Genomic DNA, 25219 nt, shown 5'->3' on the forward strand with positions numbered 1-25219 from the left:
ATCACGGATCGATCATGATGAAGACCCTGTCCGAGAAAATCGCGCGCTACGGCCTGGCCATCGCTCTCGGCGTCGCTTCGGCGACGCTGGTGGCGGCCCCTGCGAGCGCCGCCGAAGAGGGTGCGCACGCCACGCCGCACTACCCGCTCGAGAAGCCGCCGCTGGAACCCTGGAGCTTCGCCGGCGTCTTCGGCAAGTTCGATACGGCCCAGCTGCAGCGCGGCTACCAGGTCTACAAGGAAGTCTGCTCGGCCTGTCACTCGATGGAGCTGATGAGCTTCCGCAACCTGGCCCAGCCGGGCGGCCCGAACTTCACCGCGGCGCAGGCCAAGGCCGTCGCCGAGGGCTACCAGGTCAAGGACGGCCCGAACGACGAAGGCGACATGTTCGAGCGCCCGGGTCGCCTGTCGGACCGCTTCCCGTCGCCCTTCCCGAACCATCAGGCCGCCGCCGCCGCGAACAACGGCAAGGCGCCGCCGGATCTGTCGCTGATGGCCAAGGCCCGCGCCGTCGAGCGCGGCTTCCCCTGGTTCGTCCTCGATATCTTCACGCAGTACCAGGAAGGCGGCCCGGACTATATCCACGGCCTGCTGACCGGCTACCGCGAGCCGCCGGCCGGTACGGAAGTCGGCCCCGGCCTGCACTATAATGTCGGCTTCGGCAGCGGTCCGGCCATCGCGATGGCGCCGCCGCTCTCCGACGGCCAGGTCACCTACACCGACGGTTCGCCGGAGACGGTCGACCAGTACTCGCGCGACGTCGCGGCCTTCCTGATGTGGACCGCCGAGCCGCATCTCGACGCCCGCAAGCGCATCGGCTTTCAGGTCATCCTCTTCCTGATCGTCTTCGCCGGCCTGCTCTACTTCGCCAAAAAGAAGATCTGGGCGAACGTCGCGCACTAAGGCGCACCGGATACCGAATTGAAAAGGGCCCCGACGGGGCCCTTTTTTATTGCTGCTGCTGTTGTTGATGCTGCTGCCGGTAGCTTTCGAGGAAGGCCCGCAGCCGCTCGCGCAGCGCCTCGGCATCGGCGCGAAAATCCTCGGCGATCCACTCCCGCTCCATATGCTTGAGCAGGAGCCCGACCAGCGGCCCGCGATCGACGCCGAGCTCGAACACATCGCGGCCGGAAAGCGGGAACGCCGGGATCGTCCAGTTTCGCGCCGCGGCGCCGCGCGAAAGAACCTCGTCCGCGGAAAGCCAGCCCTTGGCGCCGGCGAGCACCAGGCCATCCAGAAAGGCGTCGAGGCCCAGCCGGTACAGCGTCGCGTGATCGCCGTCCGCGGGCATCGCTGCCGCCTCCACCCCTGCCGACAGCGCCAGCCGCATCCGGCCGCGCTCGGCATTGGAGAGGCGGAAGCGCACGGCGACGCGGTCGACATCCTCCTGCACGCGGCCGAACAGCGTCGCGAAGCGGAGCGGCGCGGAAGGCGCTTCGCCCCGCTCGCGCTCGAATTCCGGAAGCCGCGCGAAGGCGACGAGATCGCCGACGCCGGCCGCGATCAGCGGCAGGATGCCGGTCTCCTGCAGGATGGCGACCGTCGTCACCGCGCCGGGGGCGACCACAAGCTTGCGCATTTCCTGGCCGATCCGCTCGGCCGAAAGCTCGCCGAGATCATGGCGGGCGCGGATCGAGGCCGAGAGCCCCTCCCCGTCCGGTGCGCCGGCGCCATAGGCGGCGTGGAAGCGGAAGAAGCGCAAGACCCGCAGCCGGTCCTCGGCGATGCGCCGGTCGGCCGAGCCGATGAAGCGCACGCGTTTCGCCGCGATGTCGGCGAGCCCGCCGACCGGATCGTGGAGCCGGCCCTCGAGATCGACGGAGAGCGCATTGATGGTGAAGTCGCGCCGTTCGGCGTCGGCCTGCCAGTCCCGCCCGAAGCGCACCACGGCGCGACGGCCGTCTGTCTCGATATCCTCGCGCAACGTCGTCACCTCGACGACGTGGCGATGGCCGATGACAGTCACCGTGCCGTGCTCGATGCCGGTCGGCGCCACCTTGAGCCCGGCGGCGGCGGCCCGCGCCATGACGGTCTCCGGCGTCGCCGTGGTGGCGATGTCGACATCCGCGACAGGCAGGCCCATCAGCGTGTTGCGCACCGCGCCGCCGACCACCCGCGCCTCCTCGCCCTCCGTGGAGAGGAAGGCGAGCACGTTACGAACGAGCGGATCGGCCAGGAAGGGCGCATCCCGGCAGTCCGGCATGGTCAATCGAAGCCTCCGGGAACCAGCACGCCGTCACGGAATTCGGCCGGATGATAGGTCTTGCCCGCCTGGCCGCCGGAGAAGGAAACCAGACCCAGGATTGCAACCAGCACGATGGCGATGCCGATCGCCGACAGGCGCGACAATACCCTGTAGGTCCAGACCTCTCCCGTCACCGCCCCCGGCGCGAATTGCCGCCAGCCGGCATAGACGATGAAAGGTGCGAGGAAGCACACGACGGTGATGGCAAGAAATCTCAGCATCTATTGGTAGAGCCGCTCATAAAGACCCCGGACAATTCCGGCGGTCACACCCCAGATATGATGTTCATCATACGGCATTTCGTAGAGCAAATGCCGCACGCCATCAAATTCACGGGTGATTGTCTGATGATTCTGCGGACTCATGAGAAAAGACAGCGGAACTTCGAAGGCAGCGTCGACCTCATCGGGGTTCAGGACGAGCCGATATTCCGGCGCAACGCGCGCGACGATGGCGATGATTCGGTAGCCGGTGCCGGCGATATAGGGATCGAGACGGCCGATCGGTTCGACGAGGCGGGGGTCGAGACCGATCTCCTCCTGCGCCTCGCGCAGCGCCGCCGCCGCCGCGCTGCTATCCGTCGGATCGATCTTGCCGCCCGGAAAGGCGATCTGCCCGGCATGCTTGCGCAGCTGCATCGTCCGCCGCGTCATCAGCACGGTGGCGTTGCTGCGCTCGACGATCGGGATCAGCACCGCCGCGTCGCGCGGGACGAAGCCGCGCGGCGGGACGAACTCCGGGTTCATCACGACATTGTTGTCGCCGGCCTCGCGGCCCGATTCGAGCGGCCGCAGCAGCTGGCGCGCGCGGCTGAAGAAATGATCGGGACGGAACGGGTCGTCGGACAGAGAGGTCACGCGGATACCGCCCCGCCGGAGAGCTCGGCGCCATCGTTCGCCGGGCCTTCGCTCACCTGGCCGAGCACGAAGAACTGGCCGCCGGAAACAACGCCGATCTCGGCGCCGCGCTGTTCGAAATGATCCGCGAGCTCGTGCACGAGCGGCCGCGCCAGCCGGGCATCGAGGCCGCCCCGGACGCGGACATAGGGCACGAGCCCCTCGCCTTCTCCAGCCTCGGCGACGCGCAGCGGATGCTCGGCATCGACCGTGACGACGTCGCCGACATTGGTCCGGAAAACGAGGTTCTGCCTGCCTTCCGAGGTCTCGACCGCCATCTCGACCGCGAGGAACGGCACGTCGTCGACGCGGATGTCGAGCTTCTCGGCCGGCGTCACCAGCACATAGCCGCCATCCGCCTCGCGGCGCAGCACCGTCGAAAACAGCCGGACCAGCGCCTCGCGCAGGATCGGCCGGCCCTCGTGGTGCCAGGTTCCCGCCCGATCGATGCGGATGTCGATGGCGCCGCAATGGGCCGGATTCCAGAGATGCACGGGGGCCGGGCCACGGAAGGATCCGGCCCTGGCGATCAAGCCTGCGAGGGCCGAACCGTCCGCCGAATCCGGATCGGCCTTGGTTTCGCCCTGCTTTGTCACTGACATGCTAACTTCATCCTTGCGCGCATGGCTGACGTTGCCATGCCGGTCGTGCGAAGATTGTGAGAGGATCGAGTCACTCGAACCTCGTCGCGACCGCAACTGAAACTATATGGGCCGATATGAGCGCGTTCAATCAGACCTCCATCGCAGACGTCGATCCGAGCCGCACGATCGCGGAGGCCGACGCGGCCGTCGCGACGGTCAAGGCGGCGCGGGACGCCATCGGCAAGGTCATCTACGGCCAGGAAACGGTCGTCGAGCGGGTGCTGGTGACGCTCCTTTCCGGCGGCCACGGCCTTCTGGTCGGCGTTCCCGGCCTCGCCAAGACCAAGCTGGTGGAAACGCTCGGCATCGTCCTCGGCCTCGACGAGCGGCGCGTGCAGTTCACGCCAGACCTGATGCCCTCCGACATCCTCGGCTCCGAGGTGATGGACCAGGACGATGAAGGCCGGCGTTCGTTCCGCTTCCTGAAGGGACCGATCTTCGGCCAGCTCCTGATGGCGGACGAGATCAACCGCGCCAGCCCGCGCACGCAATCGGCCCTCCTGCAGGCGATGCAGGAGTATCACGTCACCGTCGCCGGGCATCGCTACGACCTGCCCAGCCCCTTCCACGTGCTCGCGACCCAGAACCCGCTGGAGCAGGAGGGCACCTATCCGCTGCCCGAGGCGCAGCTCGACCGCTTCCTGCTGCAGATCGACGTGCTCTATCCCGATCGCGACGCCGAGCGGCGGATGCTGTTCGAGACGACGGGCGCGACGGACGCCGTGGCACAGCGCGTCACCGACGCCGCCACGCTGAAATCCATCCAGCAGCTCGTCCGCCGCCTGCCGATCGGCGAGAGCGTGGTCGAGGCGATCCTGAACCTCGTGCGCTCGGCCCGGCCGGGCGAGATTTCCGACAGCAAGCTCGCTGGCGTGATCGCCTGGGGCCCGGGCCCACGCGCCAGCCAGGCGCTGATGCTCGCGGTCCGCGCGCGCGCCCTGATCGACGGCCGCTACGCCCCTTCGGTCGACGACGTGCTCGCGCTGGCGGAGCCGGTGCTGCAGCACCGCATGAGCCTGAGCTTCGCGGCCCGGGCGGACGGGCTCTCGGTTCGCGATGTCATCGGGACCCTCAAGTCACGTATCGGGTGAAGTCTTGACCGAACCGCGCGCCACCGTGCCGACATCCCGTCACGTCGGCACGACTCTGGCCGAGGCCAAGAGCCTTGCCCGCAGCCTGCCGGACCTTCTGGTCGAGGCGCGCCGTGTCGCGACCACGGTTCTGGCCGGCTGGCATGGCCGCCGCCGCGCGGGCCCCGGCGAGACCTTCTGGCAGTTCCGCCCCTTCGTCACCGGCGAGGCGCCCGGCCGGATCGACTGGCGCCGCTCGGCGCGCGACGAACACCTCTATGTCCGCGAGCGCGAATGGGAGGCCGCCCACACGGTCTGGCTCTCGGCCGATCTCTCGCCGTCGATGGATTTCCGCTCCAAGCTGGCGCTCGCCTCGAAGCGCGATCGCGCGCTCGTCATCCTGCTCGCGCTCGGCGACCTGCTCGCCGCCGCCGGCGAGCGCATCGGCCTGCTCGGCCTCGGCGATCCCATCCTGTCGCGCAACGCCGCCGAACGGCTGGCTGAAACGCTGGCGATCTATGACGGCGCGGCGCAACCCGCCCTGCCCTCGGCAGCAAGGCTCGGCCGCTTCGCCGACCTGGTGCTGATCGGCGACTTTCTCGATCCCATCGACGAGATCGAGGCGCGCCTCGCCGACTATGCCCGCCATGGCACGACCGCGCATCTCGTCGAGATCCGCGATCCCGTCGAGGAGATCTTCCCCTATGCCGGTCGCACGGAATTCCGCGATCCGGAGAGCGGCGCGCTCTACACGATCGGCCGCGCCGAGCAGATCGGCGAGGAATATCGCAACCGGCTCATCGCGCGCCGCGAGACGCTGGCCGCCACCTGCCGCCGGCTCGGCTGGAGCTATCTGACCCACCGCACCGACCGGCCGGCGACGGAGCCGCTGCTCGCGCTGCATGCGCGCCTCTCGGCCCGCGTCAACGAGGGAGGGCGGCCATGATCGCCGGTCTTCCCCTCGCCTTCGGCGCCCCGCTCGTCCTGACCGCACTGGTCTTGCTGCCGGCGATCTGGTGGCTTCTGAAGCTGACGCCGCCGCGCCCCCGGCTGGAGAGCTTCCCGCCGACGCGCATTCTCACCGAGATCGCCAAGCGCGACGAGCAGCCGGCGCGCAGCCCCTGGTGGCTGACGGCGCTTCGCCTGCTGCTCGCCGGGCTCGTCATCCTGGCCCTCGCCGCGCCGATCTGGCGGCCGACCGGCGAGAGCGCGCCGGGCGAAGGCCCGCTCCTCCTCGTCATCGACAATGACTGGGCGGCGGCGCGCGACTGGTCCACGCGGATCGACACCGCCCGCCGGATCGTCGAGCTCGCCGAACGCTCCGGCCGCCCGATCGGCCTGATCGCCACGGCCGAGCCGCCCAACCAGCAATTCGCGCCGACAGACGGCGACGCGATCCGCACCCGCCTCGATGCGCTGGTGCCGCGCCCCTATGCGACCGACCGCAGCGCCATCGCCACGGCGCTGCAAACAGCCGCCGCCTCGGCGTCGTTCGGCGGCGTTGCCTGGCTCTCGAACGGGCTCGGCGGTCCGGATGCCGACGATTTCTCGCGCTTCCTCGAGACCGCGATCCGCGCCCCCGTGACGATCTATGGCAAGGACGGCAAGCCGTTGCTCGGCCTCGCCGCCCCGGTTGCCACCGCCGACGCGCTGACGCTCTCGGTCCTGCGCGGCGAAGGCCCGGCCTTGACCGGCACGCTCGTCGCCCGCGACATGAAGGGCCGCTCGATCGGCGAGGCGCCGTTCGCCTTCAAGGCCAACGAATTGCGCACCGACGCCGCCTTCGCTCTGCCGTCCGAGCTCCGCAACGAGATCGTCCGGGTCGAGATCGCCGGAAACGCGACGGCCGGCGCCGTGCAACTGCTCGACGACCGCTTCAAGCGCCGCCGCATCGGCGTCATTTCCGGCGCGTCGAGCGACAATGCCCAGCCGCTGCTGTCGCCGCTCTACTACATCTCCCGCGCCGTGCAGCCCTTCGCCGACGTCATCGAGCCGCGCGACGCCAACGCCGCGAACGCCGTGCCGCAGATGATCGAGGCCGGGGCGGCGGTGATCGCCATGGCCGACATCGGCACGCTGACGCCGGACGTCGAGCAGAAGCTCGCCGACTGGGTCGAGGCCGGCGGCACGCTGCTGCGCTTCGCCGGCCCGCGGCTTGCCGCCGCCAGCGGCGAAACCGACACGCTGATCCCCGTGCGGCTGCGCGAAGGCGGCCGCGTGCTCGGCGGCAGCCTCTCCTGGTCGTCGCCGCAGCCGCTCGCCTCCTTCTCGGCGCAGAGCCCCTTCGCCGGGCTCGCCATCGCGCCCGACATCGAGGTTCGCCGCCAGGTCCTGGCCGAACCGGACGGCAATCTGCCGTCGCGCACCTGGGCGGCGCTTGGCGACGGCACGCCGCTGGTGACCGCCGCGCCGCTCGGCAAGGGCTGGCTGATCCTGTTCCATGTCACCGCCGACGCGAGCTGGTCGAACCTGCCGCTTTCCGGCACCTTCGTCGAGATGCTGCGCCGCATCGCCGCCTTCGCCTCGGTGCCGCAAGTCGACGCCGCCCGCGCCGTCGAAGGCGCGACGACGGCAGCAATGCTGCCGCCCTATCGCCTGCTCGACGGCTTCGGCCATTTCGTCACCAGCGATCCGCTGGCGCGGCCGCTTTCGGCGACAGGTCCGCTGCCGGCGCCGAGCCGCGACCATCCGCCGGGGCTCTACGGCGCCGATGACGGCTTCCGGGCGGTCAACGTGCTGGCGCCCGACGCGACCTTGCCGCCCTTCAACCCGGCCGCGACGATCGCCAATGCCGAAATCCGGCCCTATCCGACGACGGCGCCGACCGATCTCTCGCCCTATCTGCTCTTGGCGGCGCTCGCCTGCCTGATCGCCGACGCGCTCGCCGTGCTGTGGCTGAATGGCGGCCTCAGGATGCGGGCGCGCGCGGCAGCCCTCGTCATCGCCTGCCTGACGCTCGGCCATGCCTTCGCGCCGCCGCCGGCCCGCGCCGACGCGGCGAGCGACCAGTTCGCCATGGATGCCGTCAACAAGTCGCGCCTCGCCTATGTCCGGACCGGCAATCAGGAGATCGACGACATGAGCGAGGCCGGCCTCGCCGGCCTGTCGCGCGCGCTCTCCGCCCGCACGGCGATGGAGCCGGACAATCCGCTCGGCGTCGACGTCGCCAAGGACGAGCTGAGCTTCTTCCCGCTGCTCTACTGGCCGATCGACCCGAACGCGCCGATGCCCGACTCGGCGACGCTCGCCAAGATCGACGCCTACATGAAGCAGGGCGGCTCGATCCTGTTCGACACGCGCGACGAGCTGGAACGGGCGCCGGGCACGACGGGCTTCGGCGGCACGCCGGCGGCCGAGCGGCTGCGCACCATGCTCTCCGGCCTCGACATCCCGCCGCTCGAGCCGGTGCCGTCCAACCACGTGCTGACCAAGGCATTCTACCTGCTCGAGGACTTCCCCGGCCGCTATAGCGGCGGCCCGCTCTGGGTCGAGGCCTCGCCGCCCGAGGACGACGCGGCGGCGGCCGCGCGCCCGGCCCGGCCGGGCGACGGCGTCTCGTCGATCCTGATCACCGAGAACGACATGGCCGCCGCCTGGGCGACCGATCCGGATGGCCGCTTCCTGGTCCCGACCATCCCGCCCGACCCGCGCCAGCGCGAGCTCGCCTACCGGACCGGAATCAACATCGTCATGTACACGCTGACCGGCAACTACAAGGCCGACCAGGTGCATGTGCCGGCCCTGCTCGAGAGGCTTGGACAGTGAAGAGGGCTGGACAGTGAACTGGTCGCTGACCTTCGCGCCGCTGATCCCGCTGACCTGGCTGACGGCGCTGGCCGTCGTCGGCCTGCTCGCGATCGCGCCGCTGCTCATCCGGCGGATGCGCGGCGCCTGGATCCGCCTCGCCGCACTTGCCGCCCTCGTCGCCGCGCTCGCCGGCCCGGTTCTCCTCGCCGAGGACCGCCAGCCGCTGCCGACGGTCGTCGCCGTCGTCGTCGACAAGAGCGCCAGCCAGGATCTCGACGGCCGCGCCGCGACCACCGAGGCCGCGCGCGACGCGCTGACGAAGCGCCTCGGCGACCTCCGCAACATCGAGATCCGCACCGTCGAGGCCGGCGGCAAGACCGGCGCGGCCCCTGTCGACGGCACGGAACTGTTCACCGCGCTCGGCACCGCGCTCGCCGACGTCGCGCCGGAGCGGCTCGGCGCCGTCGTCATGCTGACCGATGGCGAGGTGCACGACGTGCCGCTGCCGGCCGGCTCTCCCTTCGGCGGCGCGCCGCTGCACGCGCTGATTTCCGGCCATGACGACGAGCGCGACCGCCAGATGGTGATCCGCTCCGCCCCCCGCTTCGCCATCGTCGGCGAGAGCCAGATCATCGAATATACCGTGCTCGACCAGGGTGCGCCCTCGAACGAGCCGGTCCGCGTCACCATCAGCCGCGACGGCGAGCCGCTCGCCACCGAGACGGTGACGCCGGGCGCGCTCAACCGCTTCCCGATCGAGATCAGCCATGCAGGCCAGAACATCGTCGAGTTCGAGGCGGCCCCGCTCGACGGCGAGCTGACGACGGTCAACAACCGCGCCGCCGCCGTCATCGACGGCATCCGCGAGAATCTCCGCGTCCTGCTGGTTTCCGGCGAGCCGCATGCCGGCGAGCGGATCTGGCGCAACCTGCTGAAGTCAGACGCCGCGGTCGACCTCGTGCATTTCACCATCCTGCGCCCGCCGGAGAAGCAGGACGGCACGCCGATCAACGAATTGTCGCTGATCGCCTTCCCGACCCGCGAGCTGTTCTCGGTCAAGATCGACCAATTCGACCTGATCATCTTCGACCGCTACGCGCAGCGCGGCGTGCTGCCGACGGTCTATTTCGACAACATCGCCCGCTATGTCCGCGAAGGCGGCGCGCTGCTCGTCGCCTCCGGGCCGGACTATGCCTCCGACGACAGCCTCTATGCGACGCCGCTCGCCGATGTGCTGCCGGCAGCGCCCACCGGCCGCGTGCTAGAAAAGCCGTTCAGCCCGCGCGTCACCGATCTCGGCCAGCGCCATCCCGTGACGCGCGGCCTCGAAGGCGCCAATTCGGAGCCGCCGCGCTGGAGCCGCTGGTTCCGCCAGGTCGAGGTCGACAAGCCCGACGGCGAGGTGATCATGAAGGGCGCCGACGACGATCCGCTGCTGGTGCTGCAGCGCGAGGGCAAGGGCCGCGTGGCGCTGCTGCTTTCCGACCAGGTCTGGCTCTGGGCCCGCGGCTTCGAGGGCGGCGGCCCGCATGTCGACCTGCTGCGCCGGCTGGCGCACTGGCTGATGAAGGAGCCGGACCTGGAAGAGGAGGCGCTCCGGGCGACGGCGCGCGGCGCCACGCTCGCCATCGAGCGCCAGACCATGCAGGAGACGATCGGCCCGGTGACGGTGATCGCCCCCTCCGGCGCGACGCGGACCCTGACGCTCGCCCCGGCCGGACCCGGCCGGTTCCAGATCGAGATGCCGGCCGACGAGATCGGCCTCTGGCGCGTCGAGGACGGCGAACGCCGCGCCTTCGCCCATGTCGGCCCCGCCAATCCGCGCGAATTCACCGACGTGATCTCGACCTTCGACAAGCTCGGGCCCGTCGTGCAGGCGACCGGCGGGCATATCGCCCGCATGGCCTCGGCGGACGGCACGCTGGAGACGCCGCGCATCCTGCCGATGCAGGCCGGCCGCGCCATGTCGGGCCGCGACTGGATGGGTGTGCGCATGACCGAGGCCTCGGTGCTCCGGGGTGTCGACCGCTGGCCGCTCTTCTCCGGTTTCCTCGGCCTCGCCGCCCTCCTCGGCGTCATGGCCGCGACCTGGTACCGCGAGGGGCGGTAGTCACGCTTCGGGACGGTGGGACCATCGTGCCCACGCTCGCCGTCATCCCGGCCTCCGAGCCGGGATCCATGCAGCCGAGGCGCCGGGAGGCTCGCGCGATCGGCTTCACGGCCGTGGTGGATCCCTGCTTTCGCAGGGATGACGGCGGAGGTAGAGGCGTCTCGCTGGAGAAAGTGGGTCGAGGCCTGCCCTACCCTGCCCGTTCCACCGCGCCGCCGAGGCCTTCCAGCGCGTCGTCGGTGAGCGGGCAGACGAGGATCCGGGCCGGATCGGCCGGCGCCGGCAGGCTGACCTGGTAGGGCTTCAGGCGGACGAAGCCGAACGGGCCATAATAGGGCTCGTCGCCGACCAGCAGGATGACGGTGTGGCCGGCCTCGCGCGCAGCGGCGATCGCGGTCCGCATCAGCGACTTGCCCGCGCCCCTGCCCTTCCAGTCCGGCACCACGACGAGCGGGCCGAGCAGGATCGCCTTCCGGCCGCCGATGCGGATCGGCGTCAGCCGGACCGAACCGATCAGCCGCTCACCGCTCTTGGCGACGAAGGAAAGCTCAGGATCCTGCGGCACCCCTTCGCGCAGCAGCGAGGCCGCGCGGGCGAACCGGCCGGGCCCGAACGAGATCTCGTGCAGGGCTTCGATGGCGGCGTCGTCAGCAGGCTGCTCGGAGAGGACCGTGAAGGAGTCGATTTTCATGGGAGGCGTCTCGTCGGAAGGGCATGTCACTGTCCGACGGACACGGGCGTCAATCGCGGCGCATCCTCGGGACGAACAGTCGAACGGCATCGCGTGACGTGAAGTCACGGCCGTCGGTTCGTCGTCGCAGAAGAAGGCTCGGAGTCATGTCAGGTTCCGGAACGCAATGAACCGCGCATAGCATGGGTCGGCGGCCTCGGCAATCACCAATGCGCCGAGGCGGGCACCCGGTCTAAAATCTCGCCGAGACGCCGCCGCGTCGCCGGCGTCGTCGCCTCGGGCAAAGCGCCGGGATCGAAGAAGCCGGCCTCGGCGATCTCGCGGTTGGGATAGGCGGGCGGAGCCGGCCGGTCGAAATCGTACGAGACGAAGACCACGACATGATCGCGCCGCCGCTTCGGATTGACGTAGATGCCGAAGAGCGACGGCGATGCGCCAAGTATGATGCCGCCCTCCTCGCGCAGTTCCCGCGCCAGCGCCTCAGCCGCGCTCTCGCCCCGCTCGACGCCGCCGCCCGGCAGATACCATCCCGGCGTATAGGAATGGCGGACCAGGAACACCCGCCCGTCGGCATCAAAACAGGCGCCGCGCACGCCGAGCGTCATGCCGCGAAGCACCGGCGCGGCCAGGCCGCCAAGACGAGCGAGAAAGGAGTACATGCCGATCGGTCCGTTCCGGAAGGGCTGTGATAGGAGGACAACAACGGCAGCGCCGCCTCCACCTTGATAAGGCATGCGCAACAAACATGGCAGCGTCGCGTCCGGCGGTCTGGCAGGCCGGCCTCGGGTTTCCCAAATCCTCTTCAGATGCGGCGGATCACCTGACCGATCCGCCCGGCGGCGCCCCATGTTGGCGCCGTTTGCTTTTATGCGGTCAGCGGCCGTCCCGACGATGCGCCGCATGCCGGTTGCGGCGTTGCAACTGGACGGGTGCGTCCGGCTTCGCTAAGCCGATGACGATGTTCGTGCTCGCCCACCTCTCCGATCCGCATCTCGGCCCGCTGCCGCGTCCGCGCACGCTGGAGCTCGCCTCGAAGCGGGTGCTCGGCTACGTCAACTGGCGGCGCAACCGCGTCCGTTCGCTCGGCGGCGAAGTGCTGGCGGGGCTGATCGAGGACATGCTGGCCCGTACGCCGGACCACATCGCCGTCACCGGCGACCTCGTCAACATCGCCCTTCCCGCCGAGATCGTCGCCGCCGGCGACTGGCTGAAGGCGGTCGGCGCGCCGCACGACGTCTCCTTCGTGCCCGGCAATCACGATGCCTATGTTCCGGGCGCGCTCGCCAAGGCGCTGGCGCTCTGGGCGCCCTATGTGACCGGCGACGAAGGCACGCCGCTCGGCCGCGTCACCTTCCCCTATCTGCGCCGCCGCGGCCCCGCCGCCATCATCGGCGTCTCCAGCGCCCGCGCCTCGGCGCCGTTCATGGCGACCGGCCATGTCGAGGCTTCGACGCTGCCGCTCCTGCGCGACATGCTGATCCGCGCCCGCGACGAAGGCCTTTACCGCGTCGTGCTGATCCATCACCCGCCCTTCAAGAAGGCGACGGCCTGGCACAAGCGCCTGGTCGGCGCCGGGCGCATCCGCGCCCTGATCAAGGAAGTCGGCGCCGAGCTGATCCTGCACGGCCACACCCATATCGACAGCTTCGAGAGCATCGAGGGGCCGGAAGGCCGCGTGCCGGTGATCGGCGTGCCGTCCGCCGCCAACGCCCCCGGCGGCCACAAGCCGGCCGGCCGCTACAATCTGTTCGGCATCGAGGGCGAACCGGGCAACTGGCGCTGCTCGCTCGTCGAGCGCGGCTACGGCGCGCCCGGCACCGGCATCGAGGTGATCCGCGAACGGCGGGTGGGGTAGCGGCCTCCGGCCGGCATGCGCTGGCCTGCGCAACATGCTCGCCGTCATCCCGGGCTTGACCCGGGATCCATGCAGCCGAAGCCTCCGCCTTGCGGATCCCGCATGTCCGCTGCGCGCTCCACCATCATCCTGAGGTGCTTCGCGTAAGCGAAGCCTCGAAGGAGGATCCAGCGGGCACTCCGGTTTGCAGACGACGTCCATCGGACGACATCAGGAGCGTTCCCTGGACCCTCCTTCGAGGCCCGGCTTCGCCGGGCACCTCAGGATGATGGCCGGGTTTCGGGGAATACGGTCCGGAGCCCCCTACCCGCCGACATGCACCCAGGCATAGGCGAAGAGGCCGATGACGCCGAGGAGGAGGCCGCCGAGGAAGGCCGAGACGATCCAGCCGGTATTGGCGCGCGCCGGCGGCGGCGTGACGGGCTGCGATTCCGGCACCTGGCGGCCGAGCGTGCGGCGGCCGGGGCGCGCATCCTGCTGCGCAGCGCGCTGGATCAGCCAGTCGCCCTCCAGCGCCCGTTCGCGCTCGATGACGCGCTCGGCGACATAGTGCATGACGCAATCGGCCATGTCGTCGAGGTCGGCCGTCTCGAGGATGACCGTGCGGCCGAGCCTTGTATCCTTCAGGAAGCGATAGGTGCGACGGTCGCGCGCCATGCTGACGAAGGCCGTCATGTCGATCCAGAAGCGCGGCTGGCTGCCGGTATCGATGGCGGCGACGAACTGGTCGTCGCCCTCGGGCACCTCGGCGAAGACGCCCTCGAGCGCCTCGACCAGCATCTCGAGCCGCGCCCGTTCCGTATCGCGCAGTTCCACCACGACATCGGCTCGCTCTGCTTCGGCCAGACGGACCTTGCGGATCGCGTCGGCGAGATTGCGGACGTTGGACGCCGACCCGCGTTCCGGCCCGCGCCTGCCGCTTGCGTCGTTCATCCGTTGACTCCGAACCAGGGCGACGATCTTCTCTCTGTCTTTAGCAAATCCGACGCCCCGGCGCATCTACCGATCGCCACGGGCGCGGCAAGGCTCAGAGGGGGACGACCATGACCGAGCTTTCCGGCCCCGTGCTCCGGGTCGCCGAGGCAGCAAGATCCTTCGGCCTCGACATCGCGCTCCGCGTCATGCCGGCCTCGACCCGCACGGCGGAGGAAGCGGCGGCGGCGTGCGAATGCTCGGTCGGCGAGATCGTCAAGTCGCTGGTGTTTCGCGGCGTGACAAGCGGCGCGCCGATCCTGCTCCTCGTCTCCGGCTCCAACCGGGTCGACGAGAAGAAGGTTGCCACGACGATCGGCGAGCCGATCGAGCGGCCGGATGCCGCCTTCGTGCGCGCCGCGACGGGCTTCGCCATCGGCGGCATTCCGCCCTTCGCCCATTCGACCCGGCTCGCCTGCTGGTTCGACCGCGACCTTTTGGCGTTCGAGCGCGTCTTCGCGGCGGCGGGAACGCCGCATGCGCTGTTCGCCGTGAGCCCGGCCGCGCTGCAACGAGCGATCGAAGCGCCCGCGATCGCCATGGGGTGACGCCCCCCGCGACGATCCATCCCGGGAAAACTGCGGAACGGCTTGAGATCGCCTGATTTCTGGGGATGATCCGCGCCGGGTCGGGATGGAATACGGAGAAATGAGAATGCGATTCGCCTGGATCGCCGGCGTGATGCTCGCGGCGACCGCCGTGGTGCCCGCCAGCGCCGACGTGATCTACCCGCGCGGGCTGGTGCGGGCTCCGGAGACGCTCGACCCGCAGAAGGCCGCGACCTTCAACGAGACCCCCATCCTCTACGACCTGTTCGAAGGCCTGGTGACGCTCGACGCCGGGGGCCGCCCGATCCCGGGCGCGGCCGAAAACTGGACCATCTCGCCGGACGGCCGCGTCTACACCTTCACGCTCCGCCCCGACGCGCGCTGGTCGAACGGCGACGTCGTCAAGGCTTCCGATTTCGTCGCCTCGTTCCGCCGGCTGTTCACGCCGGCGACCGGCGCGACCGAGACCGGCCCCCTCCTCGTCATCCAGAACGCCAACGCCGTGCAGCAGGGCAGCGCGAAGCCCGAGACGCTCGGCGTCGCCGCTCCCGACGCGACGACGCTGGAGATCACGCTGGAACGGCCGGTGCCGACCTTCCTGCTGCGGCTGGCGCTGCCGGTGGCGCTGCCCGTCAATGTCGCGACGATCAAGAAGCTCGGCGCCGATTTCGGCTCGACCGGCAAGATCGTCTCGAACGGCGCCTATCGCCTCGCGGCCATCGACAAGAAGGACGGCTATATTCTCGTCAAGAACGCGCGCTTCCGCGACGCCAAGGCGATGCCGATCGACAGCGTCGTCTACAAGCCGTTCGAAAGCCCGGCCGACTGCGTCGAGGCCTTCCGCGCCAAGACCGTGCTCTCCTGCCCGGACGTGCCAACCGAGACCCTGCAGGACCTGCGCGGCGAATTCGGCGCAGCCCTGCGCCTCGCGCCCTATCCCGGCACCTATTATTACGCGTTCAACACGACGAAGAAGCCGTTCGACAACATCGTCGTCCGCCGCGCGCTGTCGATGGCGATCGACCGCCCGGCGCTGGCCAGCGCGGTCTGGTCGGGCGCCATGATCCCGACCGAGACGCTGGTGCCGGCCGAGCTCTCCGGCATTCCCGCGAAGACGCCGGAGCCGATTGAGATCCGCCGCGCCGAAGCGCGCCAGCTGCTCGAAGCGGCCGGATTCGGAGCGGCGCCGGAAGCGGTGGCACCGGAAGCGACTCCGACAAAGGAAACGGCCAAGCCAGCCGACATCCAGGCAGCCGATATCCAGGCTCCGGACGCCAAATCTTCGGACAGCAAGTCGACGGACCTCAAGCCGGCTGACACCAAGGCTGCCGATGCCAAGCCTTCGACGGTCGAGCCCTCGGCGGTCGAGCCTTCGAGCGTGAAGCCCGACGGCGCGCCGGCCAACGCCGGCAAGGCCGATCCTGCCGACGGCAAGGAAGCCAGCCAGGAAGCCAAGGCGGCGGATACCGCGCCCGCCGGCGAAGTCTCGGACAAGGCCGGCACTGAGGCGACAAAGCACGAGGACGAGCCCCAGTCGGCGGAAGCCTCCGACAGCCAATCGGCTGATATCAAGGTGGCAGAAGCCAAGCCTGCCGCGCCGGCCGGCCCGCAGCCCCTGACGCTGACGATCCGCGTCGGCACCGGCATGGGGCACGAGGAAACGGCGCGCGCCATCGCGGCGCAGTGGAAGGCGATCAGCGTCGAGGCGACGGTAGTGACCGAGCCGAACGCCGCGCATTTCGCGAGATTGCGCGACGGCGGCGATTTCGACGTCGCCCGCACCGGCTGGATCGCCGACGAGATCGACCCGATCGACCTGCTGACGGTGCTGCGGAGCGACAATGTCCGCTTCAACTATCCGCGCTATCGCAATCCCGGCTACGACCAGTTGCTCGACCAGGCCGCGACCGAGATGGACATGGACAAGCGGCTGAAGGACCTCAATACCGCCTCCGCCATGCTGGCCGGCGACGCGCCGATCCTGCCGCTGCTCGGCTATGTCTCGCTGTCGCTGGTGTCGCCGACGCTCGGCGGCTGGCAGGACAACCCGCGCAACGTTCACCCGACGCGCTTCATGACGGTGAACTGAAGAGCCGCAATCCGATCCTTTCACCGCCTGTCTGAAGCGGTGAAAGGATCCGGATACGGCTCAAATTATCAGGCGCGAACCAGGATTTGCTTCGCTCGAAGACGCGCTAGCGACAGGCGACGTAATGGCGGCGGCCATATTCGTCGCGCCAGTAGCAGCGGCCGGTCGTCGCGTCGGCGATGATCGCGCCGGTGACCGCGCCGACGCCAGCGCCGATCAGCGCGCCACCCGCCTTGCCGGTCGCGAGGCCGCCGATCGCGGCGCCCGTGGCACCGCCGAGCAATGCCGCATCGCCCGTTCGCGAGCCGGTCGTGCAACCGGCCAGAATGGCGCCCGACAGGGCGAAAGCGATCACGAGCGGGGCTCTCTTCATCTCTACCTCCTCTGACGCGGCGCGATCCGCCCAACCTATCGGTTCCGGGCGGCGCGTCCGGCTGCACCATGCCATTTGGTAATGCGGAGCTCCCGGATCAGTTCCGGCCGGATCGGTCCGGACGCGTACGGAAACGCGCGCGCGCGGCCAAAAAGAAACGGCCGGGACGAGGTCCCGGCCGTTCCAACAAATCAAGAAAACAAATTAGCGGCAGGACGTGTAGTGACGACGACCGCGATCGTCCTTCCAGTAGCAACGGCCGGTGGCGTCGGCGATGATCGCGCCCGACACGGCACCGATGCCGGCGCCGATCGCAGCCGCGCCGACGCTGCCGCCTGCGAGACCACCGATGGCCGCACCGGCGAGACCGCCGACGACGGCACCGTCACCGGCACGCGAGCCGGTGGTGCAGCCTGCAACCACAGCGCCGAGGGCGACGAGCATTACGAGCGTAGAAGCCTTCTTCATCAATATCTCCTGTCCACATGAACCCCCGAGAGCGACCGCCAAGGACGAAGAGAACCGGCGGCTTCCCTCACAACGGCGCTCGACCCATTTCCGCTCCGCGATCGCATGGATCACAGACGGTCAGGGTCGCGGCCATGCACCCGCCCCCCTTGAAGGGTCAGTCAGGCTCGAAGTCAAGCTAGCTGGTCCGGAGGGCACAGAGAAGAGGCAACCCGGCCATGGGCCGGATCGCCCCTTCCAATTGTCGCAATCGATGCAAAAAGGTCAGACAATGCCGCTGGAACTGCCGCCGGTGGACGGCCTTTCGGCTGACACCCTCGCCCTATAGCCGGATGCGCGATAGACGCCGATCGGATCGATCGCGCCGCCCTTGGCCAGCCGCGCCTTGGCGAGAATCGGGCCGACATCCGTGGTGAAGGCACGCTTCAGCGTCTGATTCGCCATCAATACATCGTTCGCCTGCTGATGTTCGCCGAGTCCCGCGCGATCGACGATGAGCGCCTGCGCATAGGCGCGCAGGATCTCGATCGCGCTCGCCATCAGGCTCTCGATCGGGTCGGTGACGTTGTGCGACTGGTCGATCATGTAGGCAGGGTCGAAGGCCCTGGCCTTGCGGTATTCGGCGTCGACCAGCTCGTTGAAAACGAGGAAGAGCTGGAACGGATTGATCGAGCCAGCATCGAGATCGTCGTCGCCATATTTCGAATCGTTGAAGTGGAAGCCGGCGAGCTTCCCGAACTGGATCAGCCGCGCGACGATCATCTCGATGTTGACGTTCGGCGCATGGTGGCCGAGGTCGACCAGACAGAACGCCTTCGGGCCGAGCTCCTGGGCGATCAGATAGTTGGTGCCCCAGTCCTGCACGACGGTCGAGTAGAAAGCCGGCTCATAGAGCTTGTGCTCGGTGAAGACGCGCCAATCGTCCGGCAGCGCGCGGTAGACGGATTTCATCGCCTCGAGATAGCGCTCGAACGCGCCGGTGAAGTTCGACTGACCGGGGAAGTTGGAGCCGTCGCCGATCCACACCGTCAGCGCCTTCGAGCCCAGCACCTTGCCGATCTCGATCGTCTCGATGTTGTGCTCGATCGCCTGCTGGCGGACGGCCGCGTCGGTGTGCGACAGCGAGCCGAATTTATAAGAGAGCTTCTGGTCCCTGGCGTCGGAAAAGGTGTTCGAGTTCATCGCGTCAAAGCCGAGGCCGAGCGCGTCGGCATGCGCCTTGAGCGCCTTCGGGTCCGCCTTGTCCCAGGGATTGTGCAAGGAGACGTTGGGCGTGGCGCGGGTCAGCTGGTTGATGACGGCGCAATCGTCGAGCTTCTCGAAGATGCCGCGCGGCTCGCCGGGGCCGGCGAAGCGGGCGAAGCGCGTGCCGCCGGTGCCGACGCCCCAGGACGGCACGGCGACGGAGAAGGCCGCGACCTTGCGCGTGATCGCATCGATGTCGAGGCCGCGCCGGTCCAGCTGTTCGCCGAGCGAGGCATAGTCATTGGCGAGCGCCGCGTCCCCGGCCTTGTTCTGCTCGGCGAGCAAGTCTGCGGAAATCGGAAGATCGGTCATGCGCGGTTCCTCCCCGAACCTTCGTTTCTTATGGAGCGACCCGCTCGGGAGCGAGCCGAGATCCAGCCTTCTCCGTCATCCCCGCGAAGGCGGGGATCCATTCAGCCAGAGGCCTCGGCTGAATGGATCCCGGGTCAAGCCCGGGATGACGGCAGGGTCTGTCTCAGCGGGCAAAGCTGATCACGTTGCCCGCATCGACATTGATGATGTTGCCGGTCGACTTGTTCGAGAGATCGGCGGCGAGGAAATAGGCGGCCTCGGCGATGTCCTCCGGGAACACGCTGCGCTTCAAAAGCGAGCGGTTGCGGTAGAACTCCTCGAGATCGTCCTCGCCGACCTTGTTCGACTGGGCGCGCTGCTGGCGCCATTCGCCCTGCCAGATCTTCGAGCCGCGCAGCACCGCGTCGGGATTGATCGTGTTGACGCGGATGCCGAACGGCGCGCCCTCCAGCGCCAGGCAGCGGGCGAGATGGATCTCGGCCGCCTTGGCGGTGCAATAGGCCGAGGCGCCGGCCGACGCCGCGAGGCCGTTCTTCGACGCGATGAAGACGATCGAGCCACCGAGCTTCTGCGTCTTCATGATCCGGTAGGCGGCGCGGGAGACGAGGAAATAGCCGGTCGCGAGGATCGCGATGTTCTTGTCCCAGGTCTCCAGCGTCGTCTCCTCGAACGGCGCGGCGGAGGAGATGCCGGCATTGGAGACGAGGATGTCGATGCCGCCATACTCGATCAGCGTGTCGTGGAACGCCTTGTCGACCGCGCCCTCGCTGGTGACGTTGGCGATGACGCCGCGGATGTTGTCCTTGCCGAACTTGGCGCCGAGGCCGGAGACGGTCGTATCGAGCGCCGCCTGGTCGATGTCGGCGACCACGACGACCGCGCCTTCCTGCAGGTAGCGGACGGCGGTGGCCGAGCCGATGCCGCCGGCGCCGCCGGTGATGAAGGCGATGCGGCCGGCGAGCGACTTCGGCTTCGGCATGCGCTGCAGCTTGGCCTCTTCGAGCAGCCAGTACTCGATATCGAAGGCCTCCTGCTCATGCAGCCCGACATAGGTCGAGACCGTCGAGGCGCCGCGCATCACGTTGATGGCGTTGACGTAGAACTCGCCGGCGATGCGGGCGGTGGCCTTGTCGCGGGCAAAGGTGATCATGCCGACGCCGGGCACCAGATAGACGACGGCGTTGGGATCGCGCATCGCCGGGCTGTCGGCATGCTTGCAACGGTCGTAATAGGCCGCATAGTCGGCGCGGTAGGCGTCGAGCGCGCCATCGAGGCCTTCCAGCACGGCGTCCAGATTGTCCCTGGCCGGATCATAGTCGACGACCAGCGGACGGATCTTGGTGCGCAGGAAATGATCGGGGCAGGACGTGCCAAGGGCCGCCAAAGAGCGAAGCTGAGCGGAATTGACGAATTCGAGCACGGCCGGCTGGTCGTCGAAATGACCGATCTTCGATTCCTGCTTCCCGATGCGGCCGCGGATCTCAGGCATCAGGCTCGCTGCGACGGCGCGGCGCTTCTCGGCGTCGAGCGACTGCGCGACGGCGCCGCCGAAGATCGCCTTGCCCTTCGTCTCGCTCGCGAACCAGGCGATCGCCTTGTTGATGATCTCGAGCGTCAGCTCATAGGCTTCCTTGGAGGTGTCGGCCCAGGTGAACAGGCCATGGCTTTCGAGCACGACGCCCTTGGCGTTGGGGTTCTCGGTGGCGAATTTCGACAGCCAGAGGCCGAGCTCGAAACCGGGCCGCTTCCAGGGCAGCCAGCCGATCGTGTCGCCATAGATCTGCTTCGTCAGTTCCTTCGAATTCTCCGACGCGGCGATGGCGATGATCGCGTCGGGATGCATGTGGTCGACATGCCTGTAGGGCACATAGGCGTGCAGCGGCGTATCGATCGAGGCCGCGCGGGGGTTCAGGTTGAAGGTGCAATGCGGCAGGTAGCCGACCATCTCGTCCTCGTGCTCGAGGCCGCGATAGATGCCCTTCAGCGCTTCGAGCTTGTCCTGGTAGAGGGTGGCGAAACCGTCGAGCTTCATCGAACCGACGTCGCCGCCCGAACCCTTGACCCAGAGCACGGTCGCATCCTGTCCCGTCAGCGGATCCTTCTCGGTCACCTTGGCGGAGGTGTTGCCGCCGCCGAAATTGGTGATGCGCTTGTCGGAACCGAGCAGGTTCGAGCGATACAGCAGCAGCTCCGGCTCGCTGAGGCCGGCGGCCTTGGCGTCGTCCCAGCGGTTGTCGAGAAGGTGCGAGGAAGCGGATTCGGTCATGATCGGTGCTCTTGATCGGCCGCCGCTTCGCAAGGCGAGCGCCTCGGATCGGCGAACCATCCACGGGGGACGTCACCCGGACCGTCAGACCGGGGACCACGCAAGTGTGGATCATGATCTGTCAGGGACCGCAGCGCTTGTCAATCAAGTCCAATCATATCAAAGCACCAAACCGCGAATATTGCGCTGCATTATGATCGTAAATGACTGTATTGCGACGCATCATTATCGAGAATGATCGTTTCTGATTGACAATCATCGGAAAGCTTGGACAATCCAGTCCCGTCGGAGGAAAGAATGCACGAAATCGAGCGCCACAGGATCATCCTCGGCGAGGTGGCCGAACGGCCCGTCGTCACGGTGGCGCAGCTCGTCGGCCTGACCGGCGCCTCCGAGGCAACGATCCGGCGCGACATCACGGCGCTCAACGACGAGGGCCAGCTGCGCAAGGTGCGCGGCGGCGCCGAGCGGCTGCATGGCGGCGAAAACAACGGCATGCGCAGCCTGATGACGCCGGCCTTCGAGGAGCAGCGCCTGCAGAACCTCGCCGCCAAGCGCGCCATCGCCCGGGCGGCGGCGGAACTCTGCGCGGTCGGGGAATCCATCATCGTCAATGGCGGCACCACGACCTACTGCCTCGGGCCGCACATCGCCGAACGCAAGCTGCGCGTCCTCACCAATTCACTCGATCTCGCGCTCTATCTGATCGGCAATGGCGACTGCCAGGTCGTGCTGCCGGGCGGCGACATCCATCGCGAACAGCGCATGGTCGTCAGCCCCTACACCAACGATACGGTGATCGAACATTTCTACGCGACGCGGTTCTTCCTCGGCGCGCACGCCATCCGCCGCCAGGGACTGATCGAGGGCGACCCCGTCCTGATCAAGGCCGAACAGAAGATGCTGAAGCAGGCCGAGCAGGTGATCGCGCTCGTCGACGGCTCGAAGTTCCAGCCGCGCGGCAGCCTGATCCTCTGTCCCTTGACCCAGCTCGACCGGGTGATCACGGACAGCTCCGCCCCGAAGGAAGCCTGCGACATGCTGCGCGACGCCGGCGTCATCGTCGATGTCGTCGAGGTCGAACCGGAGAGCTAGCGAACCAGAAAACGCGCCAATCCCGGCCAACAAGAAAACCGGCGGCAAAGCCGGACGTTCAAGGGAAACGCCAAGAAATGCAGCCGATTCTCGCCCTGGAGGGGGTGTCGAAATCGTTCGCCGGCGTCAAGGCTTTGAAGGACGTCTCGTTTGACGTCCGGCCGGGCGAGGTCCATGCGCTGATGGGCGAGAACGGCGCCGGCAAGTCGACGCTGATCAAGGTCATGGCAGGCGTACACACGCCCGACACGGGCGAGATCCGCGTCAACGGCGCGGTCGTGCGCTTCGCCTCGCCGCGCGAGGCCCGCGCCGCCGGCATCGCCACCGTCTACCAGGAACTCCTGCTCTTCCCCGAGCTCTCGGTCGCCGAGAACATCTTCCTCGGCCACGCGCCGCGCACGACGATGAACGCGCTCGACTGGACGAAGATGCGCGACGAGGCGCGCCGCCTGCTCGACGATCTCGACAGCCACGACCTCGACGTCGACGCCCGCGTCGGCAGCCTCTCCGTCGCCAACCGCCAGCGCGTCGAGATCGCCAAGGCGTTGTCGCAGGACGCGCGCGTCCTGATCATGGACGAGCCGACGGCGGCGCTCTCCGATACCGACGCGCGCCGGCTGATGGACGTGGTCCGCCGGCTTCGCGACCGCGGCGTCGCCATCGTCTATGTCTCGCACCGCATGCCGGAGATCTTCGCTCTCGCGACCCGCGTCACCGTGCTGCGCGACGGCGCCTATGTCGGCACGCACGACATCGGCGCGATCACCGAGGGCGATCTGGTGTCGATGATGGTCGGCCGCCCGGTCGACCAGCTCTTTCCGAAGGTCGATACCGAGATCGGCGCGCCGGTGCTGGAGCTGCGCAATGTCGGCTATCGCGACGAGGTCGAGGACGTCTCGTTCACGCTGCGGGCGGGCGAGATCCTCGGCATCGCCGGGCTGATCGGCTCCGGCCGCACCGAGCTCGCGCTCACCATCTTCGGCATCACGCCGGCGACGTCGGGCGAGATCCTGCTCGACGGCAAGCCGATCGTCATCTCCGACCCGAAGCAGGCGCGCGACCTCGGCATCGCCTATGTGCCGGAGGATCGCGGCCTGCAGGGCCTGATCAAGCCGCAGACCATCCGCGAGAACCTGTCGCTCGCCCTGCTCGACCGCATCTCGACGGCGACCATCGTCGACCGCGTCAAGGAATCCAACCTGGCGAAGGAGCTGATCCAGCGCTTCGGCATCCGCGCCCGCGGGCCGGAGCAGCTCGTACGCCAGCTCTCCGGCGGCAACCAGCAGAAGGTCGTGCTGGCAAAATGGGTGGCGACCGAGCCGCGCGTGCTGATCATGGACGAGCCGACGCGCGGCATCGACGTCGGCGCCAAGGCCGAGATCCACGCGCTGATGAGCCGCCTCGCCGGCCAGGGCCTCGCCGTGCTGATGATCTCCAGCGAGCTGCCCGAGGTGCTCGGCATGAGCGACCGCGTGCTCGTCATGAGCAATGGCCGCATCGTTGCAGAGTTCGACCGCGCCGCCGCGACACCCGACGCGGTCGGCGCCGCCATGATGCACACCAGCGCCAACGATGTCGGCGTCGCCCAGGCGGAGGTCGCCTGATGTCGTCGCCCTCCGCCGTCGCCCGGCCGGCGCCCGCCATGCATCCGATGAAGCGCATCGCCGCCTATGGCCAGGAATTCATCCTGCTCGGCGCCATCCTCGCGCTCTTCGTCGTCGTCAGCTTCGTCAACCCGCGCTTCCTCGGCGCCAACAACATCACCAACATCTTCGCCGGCAACGCCTATATCGCCGTCGCCGCGATCGGCATGTCGCTGGTCATCATCTCCGGCCACATCGACGTCGCCGTCGGCTCGCTGATCGGCGTCCTGGCGACGATCTCCGGCACGCTCGCCGTCAACGGCTATCCGATCTGGCTCGCCTGGCTGGCGCCGGTCCTGATCGGCATCCTCGTCAATGCCGGCGTCGGCGCGCTGATCGCCTATCTGCGCATCCCGTCGATCGTCGTCACCCTCGGCATGCTGTCGATCCTGAAGGGCGGGCTGATCAGCGTCACCGCCGGCGCCTGGATCACCAACCTGCCGGCCGACTACCTGATCGCGCAGTTCCGCCTGTTCGATATCCCCTCGCCGGTCTGGTTCATGGTGATCCTGACGGCGCTGGTGGCGTTCTGGATGCGCTATTCCGGCTTCGGCCGGACGATCTACGCGATCGGCGGCAATGTCGAGGCGGCACGCGTCGCCGGCATCCAGGTCGAGCGCTCGACCGTCATCGTCTTCGCCATCCACGGCGCCTTCGCCGGCATCGCGGCGGTGCTGTTCGCAACCCAGCTGCAGGTGATCCAGTCGACCGTGCCGCCCAATCTGGAGCTGACCGTGATCACTGCCTCCGTCGTCGGCGGCGTCTCGATCCTCGGCGGCACCGGCACGGTGATCGGCTCGACACTGGCCGCGATCCTGTTCGCCGCGATCGCCTCCTCGCTCATCTTCCTCAATGTCTCCGCCTACTGGCTGCGCGCCGTGCAGGGTCTTCTGATCCTCGTCACCGTGCTCGCCGACATGGCGCGGCGACGCCGGCTCCGGTGACGATCCG

Annotated in this window: 22 protein-coding genes; 11 read left to right on the forward strand and 11 right to left on the reverse strand. The window is 68.5% G+C overall.

The window, feature by feature from the left end:
- The first annotated feature begins 17 nt into the window (after window positions 1-17).
- A complete protein-coding gene (locus K32_RS16335; RefSeq protein WP_371813045.1) occupies window positions 18-902 on the forward strand; it encodes a cytochrome c1 in 885 nt (294 codons plus the stop codon).
- 46 nt (window positions 903-948) lie between these two features.
- Here the strand turns inward: K32_RS16335 and K32_RS16340 are convergent, their stop codons facing one another.
- The 4 genes from K32_RS16340 to K32_RS16355 all read right to left on the reverse strand — a co-directional run bounded on the left by K32_RS16340 (window position 949) and on the right by K32_RS16355 (window position 3742).
- A complete protein-coding gene (locus tag K32_RS16340) occupies window positions 949-2202 on the reverse strand; it encodes a CCA tRNA nucleotidyltransferase (RefSeq protein WP_201404528.1) in 1254 nt (417 codons plus the stop codon).
- Window positions 2203-2204: 2 nt separating this feature from the next.
- A complete protein-coding gene (locus tag K32_RS16345) occupies window positions 2205-2465 on the reverse strand; it encodes a DUF6111 family protein (RefSeq protein WP_201400540.1) in 261 nt (86 codons plus the stop codon).
- Window positions 2466-2990, reverse strand: coding sequence for a CoA pyrophosphatase (locus K32_RS16350; protein ID WP_371812696.1), 525 nt, complete (start codon window positions 2988-2990; stop codon window positions 2466-2468).
- 107 nt (window positions 2991-3097) lie between these two features.
- Window positions 3098-3742 (reverse strand): DUF1285 domain-containing protein, encoded by a 645-nt coding sequence (locus K32_RS16355; protein ID WP_201400542.1) that lies wholly within the window; start codon window positions 3740-3742, stop codon window positions 3098-3100.
- Between the two features lie 116 nt (window positions 3743-3858).
- Here K32_RS16355 and K32_RS16360 point away from each other — a divergent pair, with 116 nt between their 5' ends.
- Genes K32_RS16360 through K32_RS16375 form a run of 4 tightly spaced genes read left to right on the forward strand, consistent with a single transcriptional unit; the run spans window position 3859 to window position 10711 of the window.
- Window positions 3859-4875, forward strand: coding sequence for a MoxR family ATPase (locus K32_RS16360; RefSeq protein WP_201400543.1), 1017 nt, complete (start codon window positions 3859-3861; stop codon window positions 4873-4875).
- A gap of 4 nt (window positions 4876-4879) precedes the next feature.
- Entirely contained in the window at window positions 4880-5800 is a 921-nt protein-coding gene (locus K32_RS16365) for a DUF58 domain-containing protein (RefSeq protein WP_201400544.1), read from the forward strand.
- Window positions 5797-8619 (forward strand): DUF4159 domain-containing protein, encoded by a 2823-nt coding sequence (locus K32_RS16370; protein WP_201400545.1) that lies wholly within the window; start codon window positions 5797-5799, stop codon window positions 8617-8619. Before K32_RS16365 ends, K32_RS16370 begins: the two co-directional genes overlap by 4 nt.
- A 13-nt stretch (window positions 8620-8632) precedes the next feature.
- Complete coding sequence (locus K32_RS16375) at window positions 8633-10711, forward strand: hypothetical protein (protein ID WP_201400546.1); 2079 nt, start codon at window positions 8633-8635, stop codon at window positions 10709-10711.
- Between the two features lie 190 nt (window positions 10712-10901).
- Here K32_RS16375 and K32_RS16380 read toward each other — a convergent pair whose 3' ends face one another.
- On the reverse strand, window positions 10902-11402 hold the full coding sequence (locus K32_RS16380) for a GNAT family N-acetyltransferase (RefSeq protein WP_201400547.1): 501 nt from the start codon (window positions 11400-11402) through the stop codon (window positions 10902-10904).
- Between the two features lie 203 nt (window positions 11403-11605).
- Complete coding sequence (locus K32_RS16385; RefSeq protein WP_201400548.1) at window positions 11606-12061, reverse strand: NUDIX domain-containing protein; 456 nt, start codon at window positions 12059-12061, stop codon at window positions 11606-11608.
- A 299-nt stretch (window positions 12062-12360) separates the two neighbouring features.
- On the opposite strand from K32_RS16385, the gene K32_RS16390 reads away from it, so the two are divergent.
- Window positions 12361-13257, forward strand: a complete 897-nt coding sequence (locus K32_RS16390) for a metallophosphoesterase (RefSeq protein WP_244669998.1) — start codon at window positions 12361-12363, stop codon at window positions 13255-13257.
- Window positions 13258-13560: 303 nt separating this feature from the next.
- Here K32_RS16390 and K32_RS16395 read toward each other — a convergent pair whose 3' ends face one another.
- Entirely contained in the window at window positions 13561-14190 is a 630-nt protein-coding gene (locus tag K32_RS16395; protein WP_201400550.1) for a hypothetical protein, read from the reverse strand.
- 110 nt (window positions 14191-14300) lie between these two features.
- Here K32_RS16395 and K32_RS16400 point away from each other — a divergent pair, with 110 nt between their 5' ends.
- Together K32_RS16400 and K32_RS16405 are read left to right on the forward strand one after the other, a co-directional pair.
- Window positions 14301-14777: a YbaK/EbsC family protein gene (locus tag K32_RS16400; protein WP_201400551.1), complete on the forward strand. Its 477-nt coding sequence runs from the start codon at window positions 14301-14303 to the stop codon at window positions 14775-14777.
- Between the two features lie 106 nt (window positions 14778-14883).
- Window positions 14884-16866, forward strand: a complete 1983-nt coding sequence (locus K32_RS16405) for a peptide ABC transporter substrate-binding protein (protein ID WP_201400552.1) — start codon at window positions 14884-14886, stop codon at window positions 16864-16866.
- Between the two features lie 106 nt (window positions 16867-16972).
- Here the strand turns inward: K32_RS16405 and K32_RS16410 are convergent, their stop codons facing one another.
- The 4 genes from K32_RS16410 to K32_RS16425 form a co-directional block, all read right to left on the reverse strand.
- Window positions 16973-17239 (reverse strand): glycine zipper domain-containing protein, encoded by a 267-nt coding sequence (locus tag K32_RS16410; RefSeq protein ID WP_201400553.1) that lies wholly within the window; start codon window positions 17237-17239, stop codon window positions 16973-16975.
- A gap of 204 nt (window positions 17240-17443) precedes the next feature.
- Window positions 17444-17707, reverse strand: a complete 264-nt coding sequence (locus K32_RS16415) for a glycine zipper domain-containing protein (protein ID WP_201400554.1) — start codon at window positions 17705-17707, stop codon at window positions 17444-17446.
- Window positions 17708-17971: 264 nt separating this feature from the next.
- Window positions 17972-19264, reverse strand: coding sequence for an L-rhamnose catabolism isomerase (gene rhaI / locus K32_RS16420; RefSeq protein ID WP_201400555.1), 1293 nt, complete (start codon window positions 19262-19264; stop codon window positions 17972-17974).
- Window positions 19265-19427: 163 nt separating this feature from the next.
- The gene (locus K32_RS16425) at window positions 19428-21530 is read right to left on the reverse strand and encodes a bifunctional rhamnulose-1-phosphate aldolase/short-chain dehydrogenase (RefSeq protein ID WP_201400556.1); all 2103 of its coding nucleotides are present in this window, start codon (window positions 21528-21530) and stop codon (window positions 19428-19430) included.
- 297 nt (window positions 21531-21827) lie between these two features.
- Between K32_RS16425 and K32_RS16430 the strand changes: the two genes are divergently transcribed.
- From K32_RS16430 to K32_RS16440, 3 genes are all read left to right on the forward strand, one after another.
- Window positions 21828-22625, forward strand: coding sequence for a DeoR/GlpR family DNA-binding transcription regulator (locus K32_RS16430; RefSeq protein WP_201400557.1), 798 nt, complete (start codon window positions 21828-21830; stop codon window positions 22623-22625).
- Window positions 22626-22702: 77 nt separating this feature from the next.
- On the forward strand, window positions 22703-24229 hold the full coding sequence (locus K32_RS16435; RefSeq protein WP_201400558.1) for a sugar ABC transporter ATP-binding protein: 1527 nt from the start codon (window positions 22703-22705) through the stop codon (window positions 24227-24229).
- A complete protein-coding gene (locus K32_RS16440; protein WP_201400559.1) occupies window positions 24229-25212 on the forward strand; it encodes an ABC transporter permease in 984 nt (327 codons plus the stop codon). Before K32_RS16435 ends, K32_RS16440 begins: the two co-directional genes overlap by 1 nt.
- The last annotated feature ends 7 nt before the right edge of the window (window positions 25213-25219 follow it).

It is taken from the genome of Kaistia sp. 32K (assembly GCF_016629525.1).
Classification (GTDB): Bacteria; Pseudomonadota; Alphaproteobacteria; order Rhizobiales; family Kaistiaceae; genus Kaistia.

Coding starts and splice junctions, on each gene's coding strand:
- K32_RS16335 (WP_371813045.1), top strand. CDS start 18: ATGAAGACCCTGTCCGAGAAAATCGCGCGCTACGGCCTGGCCATCGCT.
- K32_RS16340 (WP_201404528.1), bottom strand. CDS start 2,202: ATGCCGGACTGCCGGGATGCGCCCTTCCTGGCCGATCCGCTCGTTCGT.
- K32_RS16345 (WP_201400540.1), bottom strand. CDS start 2,465: ATGCTGAGATTTCTTGCCATCACCGTCGTGTGCTTCCTCGCACCTTTC.
- K32_RS16350 (WP_371812696.1), bottom strand. CDS start 2,990: ATGAACCCGGAGTTCGTCCCGCCGCGCGGCTTCGTCCCGCGCGACGCG.
- K32_RS16355 (WP_201400542.1), bottom strand. CDS start 3,742: ATGTCAGTGACAAAGCAGGGCGAAACCAAGGCCGATCCGGATTCGGCG.
- K32_RS16360 (WP_201400543.1), top strand. CDS start 3,859: ATGAGCGCGTTCAATCAGACCTCCATCGCAGACGTCGATCCGAGCCGC.
- K32_RS16370 (WP_201400545.1), top strand. CDS start 5,797: ATGATCGCCGGTCTTCCCCTCGCCTTCGGCGCCCCGCTCGTCCTGACC.
- K32_RS16380 (WP_201400547.1), bottom strand. CDS start 11,402: ATGAAAATCGACTCCTTCACGGTCCTCTCCGAGCAGCCTGCTGACGAC.
- K32_RS16385 (WP_201400548.1), bottom strand. CDS start 12,061: ATGTACTCCTTTCTCGCTCGTCTTGGCGGCCTGGCCGCGCCGGTGCTT.
- K32_RS16390 (WP_244669998.1), top strand. CDS start 12,361: ATGTTCGTGCTCGCCCACCTCTCCGATCCGCATCTCGGCCCGCTGCCG.
- K32_RS16395 (WP_201400550.1), bottom strand. CDS start 14,190: ATGAACGACGCAAGCGGCAGGCGCGGGCCGGAACGCGGGTCGGCGTCC.
- K32_RS16400 (WP_201400551.1), top strand. CDS start 14,301: ATGACCGAGCTTTCCGGCCCCGTGCTCCGGGTCGCCGAGGCAGCAAGA.
- K32_RS16405 (WP_201400552.1), top strand. CDS start 14,884: ATGCGATTCGCCTGGATCGCCGGCGTGATGCTCGCGGCGACCGCCGTG.
- K32_RS16410 (WP_201400553.1), bottom strand. CDS start 17,239: ATGAAGAGAGCCCCGCTCGTGATCGCTTTCGCCCTGTCGGGCGCCATT.
- K32_RS16415 (WP_201400554.1), bottom strand. CDS start 17,707: ATGAAGAAGGCTTCTACGCTCGTAATGCTCGTCGCCCTCGGCGCTGTG.
- rhaI (WP_201400555.1), bottom strand. CDS start 19,264: ATGACCGATCTTCCGATTTCCGCAGACTTGCTCGCCGAGCAGAACAAG.
- K32_RS16425 (WP_201400556.1), bottom strand. CDS start 21,530: ATGACCGAATCCGCTTCCTCGCACCTTCTCGACAACCGCTGGGACGAC.
- K32_RS16430 (WP_201400557.1), top strand. CDS start 21,828: ATGCACGAAATCGAGCGCCACAGGATCATCCTCGGCGAGGTGGCCGAA.
- K32_RS16435 (WP_201400558.1), top strand. CDS start 22,703: ATGCAGCCGATTCTCGCCCTGGAGGGGGTGTCGAAATCGTTCGCCGGC.
- K32_RS16440 (WP_201400559.1), top strand. CDS start 24,229: ATGTCGTCGCCCTCCGCCGTCGCCCGGCCGGCGCCCGCCATGCATCCG.